Here is a 21,075-nt window from a genome sequence, read left to right as displayed (position 1 = left end):
CCGCCCGCTGTAGTGCTGTTTCGTCGCCGGCAGAAAAAGAGCGGGCTGGCGGCGATGTGCGCACTGAGGACACTGGCTCCTGGGGCAGGTAACGAGAGGATCAGCGCCCGCTGCAACCGGTACGTGCCTGCTCAGCCAGATGGCATCCCGGCGATGCCGGAGAGGCCCCGAACCTGGGCGCGACAGCGCCAGCCTCCGATCCTTTCCAGCCAGGTAGTGCAACAGGTGGTGTCGCGTTTCCGAATCAAAGTCAACTGATCCATCCACGCAACTAACGGTCAAACCCGAACGGCGGCCCGGGTTGGCTCCGCCACAACAGCGCTTCGCAAAAAAGGGGGCGCCGGCCAGACTGTTTATGCTTCGAGAAGCGTGGCCGATTCACCTGCGTTGTTCAGGGGCGCTCGAAATCATCGGGTGTCAGTTCCAGGCGTACACATGGATGCGCGAGCAACTTACGTTCGGCGATCGCGCGAATGCGGCTGTACCCGTCCCGGAAAATCCTCAGTATCCGGCCGTCCCCGGCCCGCGGCTCAAGCCAGAAGTGGGCCTCCAGCGCCGCAATCGTGACAATGCATTCGACGGTGGTGTGTCCGCGGACGAGCCAGAACGACACGCCTTGTCGATCTGCCAGAATCTGCGGCTCGAATTCAGGTTTTTTCATGGCGAGTTCCGGGCGTTTATCTCGCAGGCGAGTGAGCAGGCTGTCGATCGCTCCGATGATGCCAGCGATGGTCGCCGGCATGAGGCCACAGGCTGCCTGACATCACAGAAAAGTCGGCGGAGCATTGCGCGCTCCGCTTGCCGGTTTGTACCGGCGAGCGAACCGTTATCAGGAAACAGTCAACCACCGGACCGGTCGGTCATGCAGGTTGTCGCGCTCACTTCCGGGTCGTAAACGCCTCACTGATCTGCCGCGCGCGCTTCACCTCGTCACTGTGCAGGTAGATCGAGGTGGTCGACACCGAGGCGTGCCGGAGATTGTCGCGCACGGTCGTCAGTTCTGCGCCATGCCCGAGCGCGTAGGTGGCGTGCGTATGCCGCATCCAGTGAGGGCTGGCACGGCGCAGTTTCTCCGCGAGCGGCGGGTGATCGGCTTCGATTGCATCGGCGGCAACGCAGAAGAAGCGCTCAAGGACACCCCACAGCCGCACACTGCTGATGGTCGCGGCGCTATCCGCTTCGAGGTTGCCGATGACCGGTGTGTCGGGCCGCCAGCGTGCAGCGGTAGCCGGCAGCTGGCGCCCGGCCAGATAACGCGCCAGTGCGTCCCACGCGAGTGGCGGCAGCGCCACCCGTGCCATCCTGCCGCCCTTGCCGGTGACGCGCAACCAGTGCTCGCCGCGTGCGTCCGTTTCGACGTGGCCGAGCGTCGCGCCGATCAGTTCACTTGCACGCAGCCCCGTGGCAAAACCGAAGTCGAGCAGGAACCGCAGGCGCTGTGCGGCTTGAGCTGTCCAGCCGTTAGACCATTCGAGGCCGTCGGCGATCGTACGTAGCAGTGCCCATTCGCCGTCCGTGAAAGCGCGCGACGCGTCGAGCGCCGATGCGGTTTTACCGCCGCGCACCCTGATGCCCGCAAACGGGTTGGCCAGCACGTAGCGCTGTTCGACCAGCCAGCGGAACAGGGCACCAACAACCGACAGCGCGTGTGCGACCGAGCGCGCGGACAGACTGCCGCTGAACGGCCGCCAGTCCGGCGACGTGCGTGGGCGCACCGGGCCGATCCACCGTGCGCGCGGAGACGGATGGCGCAGGAACGTCCGGTAGGCGATCGCATCATCGGTCGTCAGGGACGACAGCGCGCGGCCGCGCTCGACGATGGCCCAGAGGATCAGCCGCTCGGCTTCCTTGCGGTAGGTCCGCTGCGTGGCGGGCGACTCGTGCAGGGACAGCCACGTCTGCACGGCCTCGTAGTCGTTGGACGCGTCGAGTGTGCAGGTGGCGGGGGGTGCGCGGAACACGCCGGCGGAGCCGTCGACCTCGTGTGGCAGTTTGAGGGTTTCCCACGGCACGATGTCGCCGCGCTGGCTCGCGACCACCAGCGCACGCGCCCGGTCCGTGAGTGCGGGCCACGCTGCGAAAAACGCCTCGATCGCGCAGGCGCTCGCTGCGCCGAGTCCTGGCACTGCTTTCCACCACTGACGCCGGCGCGGAACCCGCACAGTGAGATGGGCGAGCGTCGTGATGCCGTGCGCGCGCAGGACCCGCACCGCGCGTGGCGCGAGCCATTGCGCGATGTCGTCGGCGATCTGCGGTTCCGGCGGGCGGGCGGTGCGCAGCGCATCGATCGCGTGCGCGGCGCCTTTCGCATGCTGCTCACGGCCTGCCGCCGGATGGGTGAGGAGTGCGACAAGGTCGTCGCGATGGGCGGCACGCGCGATGTCCACCAGCCTGCGCCGGATGCGCCCGAGCACGCCGCGTGCGAATTTCCCGTCACCGAGTGCGGAAGGCAGGTAACGCACGACGGCCTGGCGCACCGGTACGCCCGCATACCACGCGCGCAGCACGGCGAGCTCGTCGGCATCGGGGAAGGAAGGTGCCGCGTTGACGACGGGCGTGGAGGGCAGGGTGAGGCGCGTTTTCATGCTATAGAGTTTAGCGCACAAACAGACACCTTAAGATAAGAAAACTTATCCTAATAGCGTGGTTCGAGCTGACGTTTTTGTCGATGATCGCTTCACGGACCCGCTCAGTTGGGCGTTAATCGCCACTCCGGCGCGCGCGAGACATCAGGAGGGAGGAGCGCGCGCTTTCTTGAAACGAACGCTTGCACTGACCGGCCCTCAAATTGCCGGACAGTACGCAAAACCGGGTGTTGACGACGTTACTTCGCTTTCGGTGACAACTTCCCTTTGTTCTACGGTTGCCGACGTTAGGTGTCTTCGACCTAGACGTCCGTTTTCACCGGTACAACTGCCATTTCCCGACACGCGTGCATATCACCGACAACTCGGCCGATTTGAGTTTCCGTGGCGTTCCTGAATCGATGGCTACCTCGCATTGCTTCAAGGGAGCCCCTCCCAGTAGCCTGCAGAGTTTATAAATATGTACATACGGTCAAAGTTTGTTCGTGCCGGGCGGTGGTCATTCGCAGGGCGCATCCAGGCTGATCGTTCGTTGATACGCAGTCCGAATGACGAGCTATGGGAATACGATTGCCGCTCACGTCGTTGGCGAGTCAGAGCACGTGATCCCCACCGCGTTTACTGCAACAGATCTCTCGATACCAGCGGTCCCAGAGTTCCTGGAACTGCTGACCTCGGGAAACGCACAACGAAACAAGGCCCGCAGAAAGCTGCCTTTGGCCCGGGGGCAGTCAAGGCAATCGGATAAACGGGCTGTTCAGATACGGAGAATCTTTGAGGCGATCGGGTCCACGCTCTCGAAGGAATTGCTGGCTCTTGCTCGCCGTTGGCGACACCTTGAGTTCGGTGATCATCGACAAGGTGGAACCGGCCGGAAGAGATACGCTCTGGTTGAACAGCGGATTGAAGCCCGCAAACGACACAACAGGAAGCACCGAGACCTGACCGAAGGGCGGTGGAGTTTCCGTGATCGGGCCGTTGACGATGAACGCTACTGTCGTGCCGATGACATCGAGCCCACTGTAATCCGGCACTTCGAGGTTCGACTGGGTCGGCGTGAATCCGAGTCCAGTCAATGAAAGCGATACGGCCGAACTGCCTTTGTTCACAATGTCAACTTTCTCGGTGAGGCGGGAATTGAGCGTTCCGGAGATGTCGCCTTCGACCGCGTAGACGACTCCACCGACCACCGTGCCGGAACTCACGCTTGTCGCGTAGCCGAGCATTGGACCCTGCGCGTGGATTTGATTCGCACTGACGTGTGCATCTGAATGCATGTGCCCGATATCGAGAAACGTGGACGGGCCCGACGGATAGACCAAAATGCGGCGCCCATCGACGGTCCACTCGAGCGTTCTCAGCAGTTGCACGGGGTCGCTGGGTGTCGAGAGGTTGTAGATTGGATCATCACGGGTGACTCTCAGCGTGGAGTTGTTGCTCGAGATGCTGACACTATCCGCCAATACGACGCACGGTAGAGCCAGCAGCGCCAACGAACTAAATAGAAACGATTGCATTCGCATTTCAACCTCCGTCGGTATGCGAAATCTCGCGGAAGCGCACGTATCGAGGGCAAATATGACCCCGCTCGTTTGAGCCTTTCGAATCGTGGAAGGTTGCGACTTGCGGGGTTAAATCGCGGTCCATCCCAAAACGTTAGTGCACCTACTTCAAATTACAAGGCACTAACATGATTTCGATTGGTCTTTTGATTGCAGTGTGGAATTCATACCGCCTTCACAATATGCTGAGGTGCAAATTCGGTGCGTTGACGAGAAGCCCCCGTTTACCGGAGCTCAACTTGGATGAAGGACGCGCCTTTCAGTCAGGGAGCGTAGTGCGCCTTCCTTCCAGATAAGTGCTGCGTTATGTTCGTTTTCCAACACAACAAAACAGGCTTTTTCCAAGGTGCATACTAAAAACATATGGCCCATCTATCATCTTCCTTGCACTATCAAAAAACGACAAGACCCTACGAGAGACCTACCATGAGCAAGTTCGCAAAACTGTTGAAGTTCGTTGTGTCCGCAACGAAGCGCCCGGAACTGCCGGAAGACCATACGCGGAGTCAGGCTTCAATGGCCGCGCAGCGCCGCCACGGGCCCAGGCCGAAGCAGATATGCAGGACGCGTTGAAGGCTGCGGCAACGGAAAGGAATGGCGCGTGCGACCGGCTGCTGAAGTTCCTTGGCCGCGCCTTTGGTTCAAGAACTGACCCGATGGCTACCCGACGCGCCCAACGGGGTCGCAAGTCAAGGCCGTGGCTTTCATGTCAAAGGACGAGGCGCTGTTCGCCACGATTGCCGACGCGGAAGCCAGAGCGTTCGGCGCCCTCACCCGTACGTATGGCTCAATCGCGCTCGAATACCCCGACAGACAAGCAGCTTAACGAACTGTACGGCCTGGCACTGCGCCATGGCAGTCCATCGGCTCGCACGGACGATGAATCGACAGCCGCATATGAGAAATCGAGCTGGCCAGATTTGCGATCCTTTGTCGAGCAGTAGCCGCCACGCTTACCAGCCGGATTGACGCCTTGAACGGTCGAGTCGGCAAGCCGTTAAATGCAACCGTCGGCACAGTGGGCTCTGGTCGGAAAATGGAAGGCCGCGACCCCCAAAAGACGATCACGCACCGCCTGCCAGGAGTCGGTCGGCGAAACCCTCAAAAGGAAGTGAGGCCCGTCATGAACATGCTTACCCCGTCATGAACATGCTTATCATCACCGCTCGCCAGCTCTTGTTGTATAGCCACACCCTCGCCTTCGCCTTCGCCATCGTGTGCGTGTTGCGGGAAGACGTGGCGCTGCTCACAACTCGGCGCATTGATGCCGTCAGACTGGAAACCACCGGACGTACCATTGCAGGGTTGCTCGGCCTGCTCTGGATAACGGGCGTCGCTATGATCCTGCTTGGCACTGGCTTACACGTGGCTGTGCTGGTCTCCAAGCCGAAGCTGGCTGCAAAGCTGACAGTGGTATGCCTGCTGACGGCGAACGGGTTGCTGCTGCATCGAGTCGCGTTTCCGATGCTGACCACACCGCAGCGTCGCCCACGTCGGGCGGCGACGATATGCGTCTTGTTGGGGGCCATCAGTTCGGTGTCGTGGCTCTATGCGTCTTTTGTAGGCGTGGCGCGCCTTATCGCCCCGGCGATGTCCTATACGGGCTTCCTAGCCTTGTACGGGGTGGGGCTGGTGGGCGGGATCGGGACTGCGTTGGCGGTGGCGCGGCCGCGTGTGGAACGGCTATTGGCTCCGTTGTCCGGCGGGCACGTGGTTGTCGGTTCGGCGCCAGCCGGACGATTGAGCTTGCCGCCTTTCTAGCGCAACCCTGAAATAGCGCCGCACGCAACGCCATCCGGTCGTTCAAGTCGAGCGCGGGCTTGGCGGCCTACGTCTCAAGTTCCTGCCGGCGATCAACCAGACGCGCGGTGAATCCGGCGAGAGTTGCGCGCCGATCACGTAGCTGTCACGCTTGCCGATGCGGTCGTCGGCAACCGTCTGCCAACGACCATCGGCCCCGAGGAAAGACGTTTCCCCCAACGGTGGAAGCATGATTGCACCACGATCCGCCAACCTCTCGATGGCACGCTTACGATTCTTTAACGATTTTTGATGGTTATTTGCGGGCGCAATGGCTGTTGCACCCTTTTCTGTCGTCAGTCCGGCCCTTTATGCCGCCGTTGCGTCCTTTGCGACGGGTGCAATTTCTGCACCCTTTAGCCAATCTGCAATACCGAACGGATGGTGGGGCGTGTTGCCATTCGGTCGGCAGCAATCCGGGCGCACTTGCATGTCACTCAAGTCGCATGATTATTTGCGCATTTTCGACTTCGACATTGCCCGCCAAACGCTTGCTGGTTGAGGCATACAGGAACTCGGTACGATTTAAAACGAAGAGTTTGACCGGAATTTTCAGACACGGAGCGCGCGTGCCACGTTCAGTCCGTCGAGGCAACCACTCCGCTTTGCAATTTTGATTACTGAAGTTGGAAAACGCTCAGCCGTGCACGTTCGATCGGTGCGAACATTGGGCCTTCTCAACCCGAATCGAAGACTTCCGATGAGCAAGCTTTCTCAAATCGTGTCACCCGATGCAGACCTCGCAGAGCAGCGCAACTTTTTCGATGCGGTGAAAAGCAACGCCTGCGTTCGTCTAGCGCTCAAGATATCCGCAATGCGTGCAGCGCTTGCCGAGGCGGACGGCGCACGTGGCGTCCTGGCAGAGCACGCGGCGCGCGGCGTCGTCGGCGAAGTCGCGCTGTGCGAGAGTCTGGCCGCTGAGGTGTCTGCACTGAGCGGGATCGTGTCCGAGGCTCAGATGGCCAATGCAGGTCGAGCGGATCCGCGTGTAGGAATCCTGATTGAAGAGCCAAGCAGACAGGTTATTTCACGAAAGGTACGTCAGGACAGATGAAGCCGGATTTAGCTCTACCTTCCTCCGCTATTCGTCGCATTCGTCAGGACACCGGTAGGCGTCTGGCGCTTCCAGGGGTCGCTCATGCGAGATCTATGAGGGCATCGCACTGGCTGACGGCGCGGGTACCGCGCAAAGCGCATGCGCCTCTCGCTGCGGATCAGGGAAGCCGCAGCGCGCGCCGGCAGCAGCACAGTGCTACTTTTCTGCGATGAAGCTCAACGCTACAACGAGAACGAATACGAGTGGTTGCGAGATGTACACGATGCACTGGACCGCCAGCAGATCAAGCTGTTCACGTTTCTCGTGGGTCAGCAGGAGTTGCTGGCGCAAAAGAGCGCCCTGCAGATCGCTTGCAAGACCCAGATCGTCGCGCGTCTGATGGTCGAGGAACTCTCCTTCCATGGCATTCGCAATGCCGAAGATGTCGCCCCATGTCTGAACGGCTATGATCAGACCGCTTATCCCGAGGGCACACAATGGAGTTTCACGAGATTCTATGTGCCGCAGGCGTTCGATGGGGTTATCGACTTGTGAGCGATGCGCTCGTGCTGTGGGCCGCCTTCGAGGCCGCACATCACAAGGCGACGCTCCCTGGGCGCATCGAGATCCCGATGGAATCTTTCGCAAGGGCTGTCGAAGTCGTACTCAAGGACAGCGAACTCCGCGACGCTCCGGGATATTTCCCTGATCCATCGTTATGGGCCCATGCCGTGCGACGTTCCGGCTATGTCCAGTCGCGCCATGCAACCGGTCGTGGGCTTGTTCACGCGTAGGAGCGAACCCTTGCTCATTACACCGCGTTTTCCGATCCTCAGCCTCGATGAGCGACGACTGACTCCAGCACTCGGCTACATATTCGATGTCAGGTGGCTTCTGCCTGGCGAATCAATCGTCTCGATCCTGTGGAAGCTCGCACGTGGAAACGGACTGCCAGGAGATGCGCTCGTCCGGCTGATGGCTGCTGACATCGACCCGTACGAAGGCGTTGAGCCGCTGCGGGATGCCGTCGATATGAGGCGTCTAAAGCGCATGCTGCCACTACCCGGCAAGGTCTTACACGCGTCACTGCTCGACGCCGGCCAGCGTGGACGATATTACGCGGTTTTCAGGCACTGCAGGCAGTGCACATCCTTGGGTCATCACAGCGTGACATATCAGATGTCGAGTGAGGGTCGCTGTCCCGCTCACGGGCACAAGCTCGAGACACGATGCCAGCATTGTGGGCAGGAGACACCCTACCTGCTCAACGCAAGCCTTGCCGGCTCGCCGTATCGCTGTGCGCAATGCGGTGGCCCTTATTCGAGCCGGCCCCCTCCAGCTTTCGCGAAAACATCGGCGATGCGCAAGGAACATCGTATTGCCATCGCTCGGCATTTCTACAATCGTATGGCCGGCAGATTCAACCTTTGACGTGATGATTGCGGCGACTAGCTGGCGCGTAGCACTGAAGAGGAGGCTGCCGCGACACTTTCAGCCAATCGCACTGAAAGACTGTCAGTTACTAACCGAAATCCGTGTTGACGACTTTACTTTGCTTTCGGTGACGACTTTGCTTCGCTCTACGCTTTTCGAAGTATCTCGATATCAAGTTTTGCACTAGCGAGCTCTTTTCGGAGTCGGCTGTTCTCCGCCTCCAGTTCGTTGACGGGGCGGGTCGATCGTGTGTTCTTCACTTCGCGGCCGTCGACTTCGCCAATGTCCTTGGAACTGCGGCTACGTCGGCTCCAGTTGCCCAAGGTGGACCAGGCACGCCAAGCCTACGGGCGGCTTCATGCTGTCCAACTGATTCCGCCAGCCTAATGGCCTCGACCTTGAACTCGTCCGTGTATTGCCGTTTTGGCACTAGCTTCTCTGACATTCAACCCTCCGTACAAACAGGAAATTAACAAAATTTCTGCGGTACGTGAAACCGAGGCAGGGTCAAAAGGAAAATGCGCATCTCCGGCATACGCGAGGACGTGCGTCGAGACGTCACGACGTCGCTGGCGTATGGCGGAAAGTCGGGCGGTAAATTACGAAACGAGATTCTTGAGGCGCTGCCAGAAGGCGGCGAACGTGTGTCGTTTGCGCTCGTGCAGCGCGAGCATGGCGTCGTAGTGAACCCGTGCTTCGTTGACGTGCGGCAGTTGTGAGACGAGGAGGCCGAAGTTCATGGTATTTCTCCGAGCGTTTGGCTTAACGCGTTTTGCGGAAAGCCAGCAGACAGGGAGGCCGGGCGTGCCATACGTGCGGCGACAGGCGTCTACTCGCTTTCCCCAGGTAAAGGTAAGGGTGAGTGGGGTACGGGGTAACTGTCACTGTCCGGCATGGCGGCTCCTTTATTGGCGTATGCGGCGCATATGGCATATGCAATGCACGTCGGTTACGGGCGTGTCTATCCACGCGTCTGTTCGCGCCGATGAACCGGAAAGGCGCGAACGGACGCGGCCGCGAGTTGACGCTCGCATCGCTGCCACGCGAACGCACACAAGCGCGGCGTCTACATTGCGCCAATCAAGGTGCACTGAGAAAAGGACTGCGGCGCGCACCGTCTGCCTGCTGGCAGGACGGCGGCTGGGAGAAGAGAGCGCGGACGTCCTGCCGGTCAGGCAGCGAAACTTTTCGAAGGTCGACTACTGCAGGTGTCCAAGGCATTCGCCCCATTTGTGAAGACGGGCGAATTTTAGGCACTCCCGTAATCCGAAGTCAACATGATTCGCTAAGCAGAGCCAATATTCGTCTTGAGTTCGACAGACGGCGACCGATGGTTGGTCCGTACCGCATGAAGTCTTTCAAAATGACAGGGATTGAAGAAGTTTGAAAGGACACTATCGCAATGCGAATGTGAAGCAGAATCGTCGGCCACTGATGCTGCGTGAAGATTCGGAGTGCAACATATTTAGAGAATTTTTACTTGCGATTCTGTGTGCAGCCCCAATACAATCCGCCCGTCTTGATACTAGGAGTCCCTCGTGGACGCATGCTCCAGTAGTGGAAGTCCGATGCCGGCTTGTGCCGGCGAAGCAACCGCGAGATAGCCGCCGCAGGAATGGTCCTTCGCCGCTAACTCGCTCTGGTCGGGTTAGCGCTTCGTCACTGACTGGCTTTCTGCCGGTCTGTCAGCAGCACGCTCCCTTTGTCTGGCCGCCCGTCGCAAGTGCGCTTGCGAGATGCAGTCACGTCTTCACACGTCGCCCGGCTTTGTCAGGCTGGACCGGAGTGGGCTTATGTTCGTCAAATCATTTGTCACGCCTTTCGACAGCGCACTGCATGTGCTGCGCCTCGTGCCACTCGCTTCCCGGCTGCTGTCGGCGCGCAGCCGCCTGAACTGGGTCGGCCCGTTTGCCGCGTGTGTGGTCCCGGCACATTTTGTCGTCGTGCCATCCGCGGAGCGCGCGACTGCCGTACAGGTCCATGCACGCCGCAGCCTCGCCGGCGCTCGCGTGTGCGCCGTCAACGAGACGCGCCGGGCGGGCAGGATGGCCGCTCACGCAGCGCTCCGGATGGCTTATGCGGGCAGCCCACTGACGCCGACCGGCTACGCCATTCTGGCGCTGACGGTCGCCGCCGTCGCGCTGGTTGCCATGCTCTCCACGTCGTCGGTCGGCAACGAACTGGGCCGCGCGATGTGGCTTAGCTGGTGGTTTTCCTGAGGCGGACCGCGAGCGAGGTCCCGCTACATTGCGCATGTCATGTCCATCAACGGGCGGATTTTTCTGCCAGATAACCCTGCCTTGATTCGTCACGAAGAAAAAACCTCCAGACCAACCTGCTGCTCTCCGGTGCGCCGGTCAGCCTGACCTTTCTGCTGTCGCTCGGCGTCGCGCCGTCCGCTTTCGCCCGGGCGAGCGCGGAGGCCGCGCCGGCCGAAGCTCCTGCGCAGGCTGAAGCCCTGCGGCGCAGCCTGCCCCCCCTGACGGAACGGATAACGCGGCGATTCAGAGCTGACACCGCCAGCGCCGACCGGCTTCTGGGACCGTTCGAGCCTGTTCAGCGACATGGGCGGTCTGCGGCCGTGGCTCGGAAACCACCGGGTCACCTTCAACCTGTCGGAAACGAGTGAATACCTGAACAACCTGTCAGGCGGAACGAAGCGCGGCGGCGCTTACGACGGCCTGACCTAGTTTGGCCTGGTCGTCGATACGGATAAAGCCTTCGGCCTGCCGGGCGGCATCTTCAACGTGTCGGGCCTGCAGATTCACGGCACCAATCTGACCCAGCGGAATCTGTAGACCCTGCAAACCGCAAGCGGCATCGAGGCCAATGCCACGACGACACTTTGGGAACTGTGGTACCAGCGGTCCCTCCTCGCGGGGAAAGAGGATGTGAAGTTTGGCAGCAGAGCACCGACATGCCGGCGGGCGGCCCCGCCTATCCGCTGTCGTCACTCGGCGTACGCGTGCGTGCCACCCCCCCGGATTCGTGGACTGTGCTGGCCGACGTATTTGATGACAATCCGGCGGGCTTAGGCGCGGGCGACCCGCAGCAACTGAATGCCGACGGCACGAATTTCAACTTGCGCGAGAGTGCGCTGTTCATCGGCAGGTGCAGTACGCTGTCAACCAGCCGCCGGCTAACCCGTCGGACCCGAGACCCAGAGGTCTGCCAGGCAGCTACAAGCTGGGCTGCTGGTACAACACCGGGAAATTTGCCGACCAGCAGTTCGATAACACCGGCCTGTCGCTCGCGAGTCCGGCCACTACCGGCGATCCACGCAGTCACCGGGGCGACTACAGCTTCTACGCGGTGGCCGACCAGATGGTCTGGCGTACGGGCGCTGACAGCCCGCGATCCGTGGGTGTGTTCGCCAGAATCATGTGCGCGCCGGGTGACCGTAATCTGGTCGACCTCGGGGTGAACGTCGGTGTGACACTTAAGACGCCATTCAAGGGGCGTGACAATGACGTCGCTGGGCTGGCGCTCGGCTACGCGAAGATTGGCTCACATGCGCAGAACCTCGCGGGCGACACGGCTTCGCTTACTTCGCCGGGGTATCCGTCGCGCAGTGCGGAGACCGTCATCGAGGCAACCTATAGGTACCAGGCCACGCCGTGGTGGCAGAAGCAGGCGGACTTCCAGTACGCATTCTGTCCGGCGGGCGCCATTCCGAGTCCGGATGACCCGTCGCAACGTGTCGGAAACGTAGCAGTGGTGGGCGTGCGTACCAATATCGTTTTCTGACGAACTGGTCAGTCACATGTACATGCCGGTTCCTAGGAACGCCGGAAGCCGTCAGAGCCATCGGCCGGCTCTTGCATCTGAGGCGTCGGGCGAGAATGCCCCTGTGAGGCGCCGCCAGTCTCCTGGGGCATTCGTTTGTGCCTCTTCGGCTGTAGCGCAGGTAATGCGCCGTCCGAGGCCCGCCGTCGCTCGGCGCTGTCGACCCCACAATGCCTACGGCCTCGAATCGACCCAGATTAGTCCCCAGACCGTTGCGTAGCTTATCGCCTGCTCGTCGTCGTAAAAGAAATTCAGTGAGTCGAAGATCTGGGGCGGACGCCCAGGTTGTTCAATAACGAGGTCTGCCGAATGCAAGCCATTGCGGGTCGGCCTGGTACTTGCACGCAGACGACACCCTCGATGCGAGGTGAGTCTCGTAGCTGCAAAATTCGGCTGGATTTGCATTGTCGTTTGTGGAAGGAAAGTTCGCGCTGTCTCTCAGCGACGCGATTGTCCCTGCCATGCGTTAAGTTTCGATGACGCGGCTTCCTAATCGCCGTCGCGCGTGCCGATTCCCTTCAATCGGCGCAACACCGCGGGGAGCCGAATCGGCATGAGAACCGTTGGCGTTCTCGCTTAACGTGAGGATTAGGGACTTCCCGGACTGCCGTGCAAAAAAGGGTTACGCTGCGCGACGGGACAGACGAAGGGCAAGGACATCACGATGGCATCGAAACACGAAGTGCAACGATATCGGGCGAATCTGTCCGACGAACTCCATAGCGCTGCGTTGTATGAAACGCTTGCAAAGGTTGAGCGTGATGACACGCGTAAGGAAATCTATAGCGACCTGGCCAAATCAGAACGCGAGCATGCGCAGGTTTGGGCCGACAAACTGAACGCCAATGGCATCCGGCATCGCGGAGCAGCCCCCGCTGTGAAAACACGCCTGATGAAGACGCTAGTGCGGATTTTCGGTCCGGGTTTTGTCTTGCCGACACTGGCCGCCGCCGAGCACGCCGACCGCAACAAGTACCGGGGTCAACCGGATGCGGGGCGCATGTCGGCCGACGAGCACCACCATGCGGCGGTCGTCCAGGCACTCGCCGGTGGCGCGGGCGACCCCGAAATCTCGCAAGGCGCGCGCATCGCTGCGGCAGAGTCGTGGCACAAGGGAGTATCGTCAGGCAATGACCTGCGCGCCGCAGTGCTGGGGGCGAATGACGGACTGGTTTCCAATTTCTGCCTGATTATGGGCGTGGCGGGTGCGGGAACCGGAAATAAGGCCATCCTGCTGACAGGGCTGGCGGGATTGGTAGCCGGGGCATGTTCGATGGCGCTTGGTGAATGGCTGTCGGTGACCAACGCACGCGAACTGGCTAGCACGCAGATTGCGAAGGAGGCTGACGAACTGGAGACGTCACCCGAAGCTGAAGAGCACGAGCTCGCGCTCATTTACCGCGCCAAAGGCCTCGATGCGGCCGAAGCGAAGCGCGTGGCATCGCAAATGATGCGGGACAAGGACAAGGCGCTCGATACCCTGACGCGTGAGGAACTCGGACTGGACCCGGCGGAGCTGGGCGGCAACCCGTGGTCGGCGGCGGGTGTGTCTTTCTGCCTTTTCTCCGTCGGCGCCATCTTTCCGACAATGCCGTTCCTGTGGTCCCACGGCTTCAGTGCAATCGTTCAGTGCATCGTCCTGAGCGCTTTAGCTTTGGCCTCCATCGGCATCTTCACATCGCTTTTTAACGGGCGTAGCGCACTGTTTTCGTCGTTCAGACAGGTCATCATTGGTCTTCTGGCGGCGGGATTCACCTTCGGCATCGGCCACGCGCTTGGCGTGTCCATCTCATGAACCCCTGGCGCGCTTGCGCCGCTGTGATTGATGCGGTCAGGGTCATCGAGATGGAACGTACAACGCAAATTGAAGGCTACCGGAATCGACAGGGAGACGCGCCTGGTTGGATGCTTGCAGAACGCGGCTCAAGGCACGGCTGCCGGTCCTGCTGGTGAAGCGTTTGCGCATCCGGGCTCTAGGCGATGTGCACACCCTGCTCGACAGCCGCCGCAAACTGATGTGGATTTGTCCACATCGGTACACGCGTTCGATAGAAAGACGATGACTGAGCACCGGCGTCATCAGGTCATCAACGACGGGTCTCGCGGGATGGCTAAGCTGCAGCGTGAATCACCGCGCCGGTTGTCCGATAGCGAGTCCGCGAACGGGTATTCCGAGGACGCGAGTTAGAGAGCGCTTTGCTTTGCCGTTGGGGATTCCTGCGATGACCGCTGCAGATGGTGGCGCAACGCGCCCGTGGAGTGCTGCCCGATATCGCCCAGTCCGCCATCTGACTTGCCTGACAGTATGTGCTCGAGTTTGTCCAGAGAAAGTGGCTTCGACGGGTGGTAGTCGGAACCGGCAGCAAGGGCCCGGGACTTGTCCGATTCGGCTGCGTAGCCGGTCGGCGCCACCAGCATGACGTCGTTGAAGCCAGGGTCCAGCCGGACGGCGGGCGACCTCAAAGCCGTCCATCACCGGCATCCCGACATCAATGAGCGCGACGGTGAGGTGGTGCTCTGACATCAGCCTGATTGCGTCGGCTCCGTTATCCGACGTAGCGACTTCATAACCTTCCACTTCTAACAGAACCCCTAGTGCCTCCAGGGCGTCGCGATTGTCGTCGACGACCAGCAGTCGCGCCCGTTTTGTCTTGAAACTTGCCTTCGCCTGGTGAGTGATATGCGTGTCGGCGATGGACCTCAGTATCGGCAACCTGAGGCGTACCGTCGTTCCACAGCCGGGACCGTTGCTGTACAGCGAGATTTCTCCGCCGTGAAGCTCCACCATGCGTTTCGCGACGGCTAGTTCAATTCCGAGGCCACCCTCCGCCCGCGCTGACTCGCTAGCACCTTGCGCAAATAAATCGAATATTCGTTCCCGAGCAACGGATTCAAGGCCAATGCCATTGTCCTGAAGCTCCACAAGCACTGAGCCAGCCAGGCCGTCATGTGAGCCGCCAGCCTCGACGCTTACGTTCAGCCGGATTGTCGCCGCCTACGGCTGTGTACTTTGCGACGTTCGAAAGCAGATTGCCGAGGACCTGACTTAGCCGGACATGGTCAGCGCGAACGGGGACGTGGTCGTCGAGGCCGGTAATCGTTAACTTGTGCTTGCGCGCCTCAATGTGATGCCTGATTGCCGACAGCGCATCGAACGTAATGTCGTTGAGCGATGTGTCGCTGAGCTTGATAGCAAGCTTTCCGTGCTGTAGGCGGGCGGCATCCAGAAGGCCGTCCACGAGCGTGCTAGATATCGCATCTGCCTCTGTGCAATATCTAGCACACCGGCCGCTCGCTGATTATCGGCCAGAGGCGTCTTGCTGCGCCAATTGCACTGTCTATCGGCGCCATCGGATTTCGCAGTTCGTGGCCAAGCATGGCGATGAACTCGTTTTGCCTGCGCTCGCTCTCCTCGCTGAAGTCGCGCGCGTCAACTATCTTCAGCGAAGAGCCCGCGAAGACGGCAAGATTCGATAGCAGCCGGGCGTCTTCAAAGTCAAATCTGCAATCGTCCCGGTGGGACATGACCCATATCGCACCGAGGTCTCTCCCGGCTACATTGATTGGGACAACAACACCCTCCAAGACGCATATACCGGGGAATGACAGAGAGGGAAATTGCGCCTGTGGCTCCGCAAACAGCTGCGCGGCGCCCGCCTCCAGTGTGATTCCGCAGGGACACTCGTTCCCGGAGGGCGAGAGGAAAGCCTCGTGGATATGAGCGTAGCGTTCTGCCAATAGTAGAAAATATCCATGCGGTGCCTGCGTACTGAACCTGGCTCATTGCATTGCTACGCCGCCAAACGATGCTCATAGTACGGCCTCTGTCCCTGTCATCAAGTATCGCAGCGCCGCCAAATCCGATGCATCCGGATTGAGACAAGCAAATGCGGTTCGCCAGGCGCGGACCAGCGCGACCACAAGCGAGCTACCAGCATATCGTGTGAAGGTTTCGGCTTAAATTCCAGTACAACATTCTCATCCTTCTCACCCGGCGCAAGCTCGCGGTCTTCCATCCTGGCTCGACTAACGTTCTCATAAAACTCGTTGACCATAAGAACGCCGTGAGAGTATCCGACCATCAACCGCCTTGCTACAAATGCGATGACACTGAAGCGTTCCGGCAGGCCGAGCCGGACGCACAACCCGACGCGGAGACTTGACGTTCGCTCGCGTCGTGGAGCGATTGTGGTTCGCAAGCCTGCGAGAACACTCATCAAGCTTGCCAAGTCCATTCGATTCTGTCGGTCGCGATGCGTTTGCTCCCAATAGCGCCGCTTGTGGCCCTGCTTTGCAGGGACCGCTCGGCATCGGCCAGGCGGAGGCATGCTTGTTCAGGTCTGCTCGGTGCATGGCTCGCAAGCGAGATTAGACCGAAGATCATAAATTGGGCGGTGGTCGCGTCATTCGTGGTGACGGCCGTATGGATTCTCATCACGAACAAGCTCCGCGACGCTGATGCGGTCCCCACGACGCATTCAATTGGCGTCCTTGGGACCACGGTGCTGGCGTTCTCCGTTCTGGAATAGGCGACAAGACACGGATCGTTACTCGGCGAACCGTATGCTACCGGCGATTTTACGAGATATACGCGGGTATAAGTTCTCGATGCCAAGCACTATCAACGCGATACGTTGGAAGAATGGATTTTCCAACCCACCGCGCGTACCGTTATTTCATGTCGAACCCGTTCCCGCTGCGCGCTCCCGACGCAGGGTTAGCACATCTGCTCAGCCGCAGGAGAACAACATCTTCAATTCGACTATGTACCGGCACGGGGGCACAGGAAATCGCCATGTTCATCTATTCGATACGTTATCGCGATGTTTGCGGCCGCTGGTCAGTTGCCTTCGTACAGGCCGCTTCACAGTCCGACGCTGAGGCGATTGCAACCCGCCGTTATGGCGCTTTCCATTCCGCCAGGCGAGCCGGCTCACAGCAAGCATGACTAAGGCAGCGCAGATGCTGGACTTGAATCAGCTTGGGGGAGCATCAATGGAAGCTTTGAAGACAGAGAGAATTGAACTTCCACGCGTCGGATTTGGCACATTCCGCATGCCACGTGATGGCTGCCCGCCGGTAGTCGAGAGTGCGCTCGAGCTTGGATATAGACACATCGACACTGCCAAGATGTATCAGAACGAGGAAGCCGTAGGCGCCGCGATTGCCGCCTCGGATCTCGCACGCAAGCAGCTACATCTGACGACCAAGGTATGGCACGAGAACCTCGAGCCGGAGTCGCTCCACCGCGCACTGGACGCCAGCCTCGGCAAGCTCGGTGTCGACTTCGTTAACCTGTATATGGTGCATTGGCCGTCGCGTGACATGGACCTCGGCGCCGTCATGGAGACAATGCAAGGCTTTCTGCAGAAGGGCACAGTTCGCTCAATCGGTGTGTGCAATCTCAACGTGACGATGCTGCGAAAAGCTGTCGAGGAAATCGGCGCACCCATCGCCCGCCACCAGATTGAATACCACCGTTCCTCGACCAGTCGAAAATGCTGGGCTACCTGCGCGAGAAAGGCATTCCAATCGTCGCCTATGCCCCATTTGGACAACGCAGGGCCGCGAGCGACCCTGTATTACAAGGAATCGAGCTCAAGCATGGCGTGACCGCTGGCCAGGTTGCACTCGCGTGGCTTCTGGAACAGAACGGGCTGGCCGTTATTTCCAAGGCTCAACGCCTCGAAAGCCAGAAATCCAAGCTTACACGCTGGCGGTGAAACTCGACGATGATGACCGGCAAACTATTGCGGCGTTGGCAAAGAACCACCGTTTCGTCACTCCGACGTTCGCGCCGCAATCGGATGCATAAGCGTTGCCTTCCCGTCGCAGAGTCCGTCCGCTAGTCATTGCCGCAGCGCTAGCGCGCAATCGACGTTGATTCATCGACATTTATCTCATCGCAACCTACCTCGGAGCAGTCCATGTACTTGCTAGCCGCCTTCATAGTCAACCTCGCCCACGTCACGGCCTCTCATCGCTCGATGTCGAGCGCACCGATGGCATCCATTTTTCCGAGAATAGGGTGGGTAACCTGTGCTCGGTACTCGCACGACCGCATTGCCAATATATGAGTGCAGCGGCTGCAATCGCATACCTGGTTATTGCTTCGGTTCGTTTTGGTTCTCGTAAAGTTCACCTCCTCGCACCCGACCTCAATGCGCTCGCGTTTGCCGCTCAAACCCCTCAGATTGTCGACCGCGCGCTTAAACCGTCCGTTGCCCTGGATTGGATTGAACAGTGTGGGCTATGCGAGGAGTCGGCAAGTGTGCGCATCGATTCGAGTATGAGGCGACGAAATGATGTCCCAACACCTGGCATATGCAATAGGGCTTGGCGCCATTCGCACCTACCCTTCCTGGGGCAGCTATGGCCCGCGTCGATGTCGGACCAGATATCGGGGTTCCCGCGACTGTGTATGGGCCACCGCCGCCCGCCTTGTGATTCTCGAAGCTGGGGGATGTCAATGAAAGCCGGAGAATATGCATCTAGCACGCTTACCTGCATTTGCATCTTGGGAGGCGCGTGGAACGGGCTGGGGATTCATGGATTCGAGGGCGTATATGACGACTACCGCGGGCTTCGAGCGTTTGACGACTTCGTCGATGCCTTCAGGTGGGTCGTGGACACGTATCCATATATTTGCTATGACTCTTTCCGCGATATGGTGGTGACTGTCACGGACGATTCTGGTTACGGCAGTGATGACCCCGATTGCGCATTGCTGACGATGCGGATGCCGGACCCTGAGACGCTTCGCGCCTGTTACGACGAGCACAGGGTCCGAATGGAGCGCCCGGCCGATTAGCGCCGCTTTACAGTGTCGCGGCGGTCAATTCTTGTGTCGGACTTCGGAATTGGTACGTTCGGAAGTCGAAGGCGAAGTGGCTTGACGTCCCTGGCCAAATCCGGCGAGCAACGAAGCAGGCGACTCAACCGCGCTGCGCTGTTCCCCACTGGAGTTCGCGCAGTCGTTCCACACCTCAATGGCCAACAGAGAGCCGACGCATGTTTTCAATATTGTTGGTCGATGATGAGCCGGATATCAGGTCCGCCTGGCAACTGATACTTGAGCTCGAAGGCTTCCACGTGCTTTGCGCGGAGAACGGTAAGCGGGCGCTTGAACGCCTCGAACATCATTTACCCACCCTCGTTATCACGGACTGGACGATGCCACGGATGCACGGGGGTGAGCTGTGCCGCGAGATAAGAGGTCAACGCCGGCTGGCAGGTCTGCCGATTGTTATTCATAGTTCTATCGAACAACCTGCGGCAGGCGAAATCAGCTGGTCTGTTTTCCTCCGAAAGCCCTGCCAGGTGGACGTCTTTGTGGATACGGCACGTCGGTTGTGTGTGGACCAGCTCCAGTCCTGCCGCTCGCGCCTGCATACCGTTTGAGGGCCGGTGAAGAATCGGTCGTTGACCGCTCGGCTCAGTACCGCGTTACACCTGTGGCACAGCGGGTTGACGTGCCTCGACGGGCCGTCGCCGTCGCGGCTTGGGCCCTGCGAAGGGTGCTGATAATCATATAGCCGGCCCCCTCCGTTCGACTCGAACGGCTGGCGTAGAGTCGGAGGTGCGAACACCGACGTGACGCACAGGAGGCCGGCATGAACAAGTTTAGTGGAATCGACCTGCACTCGAACAACAGTGTGGTCGTGGTCAGCGATGAAACGGACCGGGTTGTCTACCAGAGGCGGTTACCGAACGATGCGCTCCAGATTCGGGCCGCTCTGGCACCGTACCGGCCCGAACTGGTCGGGGTGGTCATCGAAGCGACGTTCAACCGGTACTGGCTGGTGGATGAGTTAATGGAGGATGGCTATCAGGTCCATCTCGCGAACCCAGCGGCAATCAGGCAGTACGAGGGCCTGAAATACAGCGGTGACTTCACCGATGCAGCCCATCTGGCGCAACTGCTGCGTCTGGGGCTATTGCCAGAAGGCTACATTTATCCAGCAGAAGAGCGGCCAGTACGGGACCTCTCGCGCAAACGAATGCAATTGGTGCGCTGCCGGACCGCACAGATACTCTCAATCGAAAACCTGCTTTCCCGACAGACAGGTCAGCGGATGACCGGAGAAGTGATCAAGCATCTGAGCGACGAGCAGGTAAATGCGCTCGGTTTTGCGCCTGATGTGACGCTCGCCAAATCCATTCTTCGAGCGTTTGAACTTGTGCACACAGTTGTTTGAGTCCAGGTCTTACCTGTTTGCCAGTGCAACGTTACCTTGCGCAACCCTGACTGTGGAGTCGAGAATGAGAACGGCGTGGTATGGTGGTGGGTCAAGTCACCGTGGCAGGCGGTGGTTAGCTACCGCTGTACGAGCGACCGTGAGCCAAGCGAGCCCATATAAAGTCCGCACGTCCAATGTAGTTCGCGCCATGCTGGAGCAGAAACGACTGCAGTCGGCATCGTGCCTGTTTAAGGCCCTCCCATGACGATGATCAACCGCGGGCCAGATCGCGAAACGCTTCGTCTTCCACCGTTTGCACATGCACGGGCGGACAGATCGCCGGCTCGCGGGAACGCACCAGCTTGATGGCGGCGCGCCGGTCTGTCTTGACAGGCTCGTCGGGCTTGCGCGGGATGAGCGATGGTGCGCACTACATACAGTCGAAGCCCTTGTCGAGACTGCTGACTGATTAATTAGGCGCCTCGTTACAAGCTGCCATTACTGGCATACGCAACGTTCTCCGCGCTGTCGGCGACCGTAGTTTTGCGGCGCACAGCGATCAGCGCAGACCCCGGGGAGCGGGCGACCGTGACCTATCCGGTCACATGTCGCGCGATCTATACTGTCGCGACAAGACAGATTCGTTCGTGCGCCTTCCTGAACCGTCGATTGAGCGCTGAACCAACGCGGCA

General features: G+C 59.8%; 15 protein-coding genes and 5 pseudogenes. 10 read left to right on the top strand and 10 right to left on the bottom strand.

What is annotated here, in order from left to right; genetic code table 11:
• Positions 1–391 precede the first annotated feature (391 nt).
• The 4 genes and pseudogenes from JMY24_RS35245 to JMY24_RS39770 all read right to left on the bottom strand — a co-directional run.
• On the bottom strand, positions 392–661 hold the full coding sequence (locus JMY24_RS35245; RefSeq protein ID WP_201703837.1) for a DUF1488 family protein: 270 nt from the start codon (positions 659–661) through the stop codon (positions 392–394).
• 217 nt (positions 662–878) lie between these two features.
• Positions 879–2,585 carry a site-specific integrase gene (locus JMY24_RS35240; protein ID WP_201703831.1) on the bottom strand — a complete coding sequence of 569 codons (1,707 nt, stop codon included), beginning with the start codon at positions 2,583–2,585 and terminating at the stop codon, positions 879–881.
• 731 nt (positions 2,586–3,316) lie between these two features.
• The gene (locus tag JMY24_RS35235; protein ID WP_236597690.1) at positions 3,317–4,108 is read right to left on the bottom strand and encodes a hypothetical protein; all 792 of its coding nucleotides are present in this window, start codon (positions 4,106–4,108) and stop codon (positions 3,317–3,319) included.
• 877 nt (positions 4,109–4,985) lie between these two features.
• Positions 4,986–5,078, bottom strand: a pseudogene (locus tag JMY24_RS39770) (IS5/IS1182 family transposase); the annotation flags it as partial.
• Positions 5,079–5,290: 212 nt separating this feature from the next.
• Between JMY24_RS39770 and JMY24_RS35230 the strand changes: the two are divergent.
• The 4 genes and pseudogenes from JMY24_RS35230 to JMY24_RS35215 all read left to right on the top strand — a co-directional run bounded on the left by JMY24_RS35230 (position 5,291) and on the right by JMY24_RS35215 (position 8,414).
• Positions 5,291–5,908, top strand: coding sequence for a hypothetical protein (locus JMY24_RS35230; protein WP_128598601.1), 618 nt, complete (start codon positions 5,291–5,293; stop codon positions 5,906–5,908).
• A 739-nt stretch (positions 5,909–6,647) separates the two neighbouring features.
• A complete protein-coding gene (locus JMY24_RS35225) occupies positions 6,648–7,001 on the top strand; it encodes a hypothetical protein (RefSeq protein ID WP_128598600.1) in 354 nt (117 codons plus the stop codon).
• Between the two features lie 132 nt (positions 7,002–7,133).
• Positions 7,134–7,777, top strand: a pseudogene (locus JMY24_RS38865) (P-loop NTPase family protein); the annotation flags it as partial.
• A gap of 10 nt (positions 7,778–7,787) precedes the next feature.
• Positions 7,788–8,414, top strand: a complete 627-nt coding sequence (locus tag JMY24_RS35215) for a hypothetical protein (protein WP_236597689.1) — start codon at positions 7,788–7,790, stop codon at positions 8,412–8,414.
• Positions 8,415–8,569: 155 nt separating this feature from the next.
• On the opposite strand, the pseudogene JMY24_RS38860 reads toward JMY24_RS35215, so the two are convergent.
• Together JMY24_RS38860 and JMY24_RS35210 are read right to left on the bottom strand one after the other, a co-directional pair.
• Positions 8,570–8,862 (bottom strand): annotated as a pseudogene (locus tag JMY24_RS38860) (transposase); the annotation flags it as partial.
• Positions 8,863–9,016: 154 nt separating this feature from the next.
• Entirely contained in the window at positions 9,017–9,157 is a 141-nt protein-coding gene (locus JMY24_RS35210) for a hypothetical protein (protein ID WP_164853881.1), read from the bottom strand.
• 1,053 nt (positions 9,158–10,210) lie between these two features.
• On the opposite strand from JMY24_RS35210, the gene JMY24_RS35205 reads away from it, so the two are divergent.
• The 3 genes and pseudogenes from JMY24_RS35205 to JMY24_RS35195 all read left to right on the top strand — a co-directional run bounded on the left by JMY24_RS35205 (position 10,211) and on the right by JMY24_RS35195 (position 13,998).
• On the top strand, positions 10,211–10,636 hold the full coding sequence (locus JMY24_RS35205) for a hypothetical protein (protein WP_201703829.1): 426 nt from the start codon (positions 10,211–10,213) through the stop codon (positions 10,634–10,636).
• A 116-nt stretch (positions 10,637–10,752) separates the two neighbouring features.
• Positions 10,753–12,164: pseudogene (locus tag JMY24_RS35200) on the top strand (carbohydrate porin).
• A gap of 703 nt (positions 12,165–12,867) precedes the next feature.
• Positions 12,868–13,998 carry a VIT1/CCC1 transporter family protein gene (locus tag JMY24_RS35195; protein WP_116120451.1) on the top strand — a complete coding sequence of 377 codons (1,131 nt, stop codon included), beginning with the start codon at positions 12,868–12,870 and terminating at the stop codon, positions 13,996–13,998.
• Between the two features lie 333 nt (positions 13,999–14,331).
• Here the strand turns inward: JMY24_RS35195 and JMY24_RS38855 are convergent, their stop codons facing one another.
• From JMY24_RS38855 to JMY24_RS38845, 3 genes are read right to left on the bottom strand one after another with little or no spacing between them, the layout of a single operon-like run.
• Positions 14,332–15,126 (bottom strand): hybrid sensor histidine kinase/response regulator, encoded by a 795-nt coding sequence (locus JMY24_RS38855; protein WP_236597688.1) that lies wholly within the window; start codon positions 15,124–15,126, stop codon positions 14,332–14,334.
• Between the two features lie 22 nt (positions 15,127–15,148).
• A complete protein-coding gene (locus JMY24_RS38850; protein WP_236597687.1) occupies positions 15,149–15,442 on the bottom strand; it encodes a sensor histidine kinase in 294 nt (97 codons plus the stop codon).
• Between the two features lie 37 nt (positions 15,443–15,479).
• A complete protein-coding gene (locus JMY24_RS38845; RefSeq protein ID WP_236597686.1) occupies positions 15,480–15,941 on the bottom strand; it encodes a hypothetical protein in 462 nt (153 codons plus the stop codon).
• A gap of 1,224 nt (positions 15,942–17,165) precedes the next feature.
• On the opposite strand from JMY24_RS38845, the gene JMY24_RS35185 reads away from it, so the two are divergent.
• The 3 genes from JMY24_RS35185 (at position 17,166) to JMY24_RS35175 (ending at position 20,401) form a co-directional block, all read left to right on the top strand.
• Positions 17,166–17,816 carry an aldo/keto reductase gene (locus JMY24_RS35185; RefSeq protein ID WP_236597685.1) on the top strand — a complete coding sequence of 217 codons (651 nt, stop codon included), beginning with the start codon at positions 17,166–17,168 and terminating at the stop codon, positions 17,814–17,816.
• 1,398 nt (positions 17,817–19,214) lie between these two features.
• The gene (locus JMY24_RS35180) at positions 19,215–19,604 is read left to right on the top strand and encodes a response regulator (protein WP_128596593.1); all 390 of its coding nucleotides are present in this window, start codon (positions 19,215–19,217) and stop codon (positions 19,602–19,604) included.
• Between the two features lie 212 nt (positions 19,605–19,816).
• On the top strand, positions 19,817–20,401 hold the full coding sequence (locus JMY24_RS35175; protein ID WP_236597684.1) for an IS110 family transposase: 585 nt from the start codon (positions 19,817–19,819) through the stop codon (positions 20,399–20,401).
• Between the two features lie 160 nt (positions 20,402–20,561).
• On the opposite strand, the pseudogene JMY24_RS38835 reads toward JMY24_RS35175, so the two are convergent.
• Positions 20,562–20,831: pseudogene (locus tag JMY24_RS38835) on the bottom strand (IS110 family transposase); the annotation flags it as partial.
• Between the last annotated feature and the right edge of the window lie 244 nt (positions 20,832–21,075).

It is taken from the genome of Paraburkholderia kirstenboschensis (genome assembly GCF_904848585.1).
GTDB lineage: Bacteria > Pseudomonadota > Gammaproteobacteria > Burkholderiales > Burkholderiaceae > Paraburkholderia > Paraburkholderia kirstenboschensis.
This window is presented reverse-complemented; position numbering and strand designations above follow the sequence as displayed.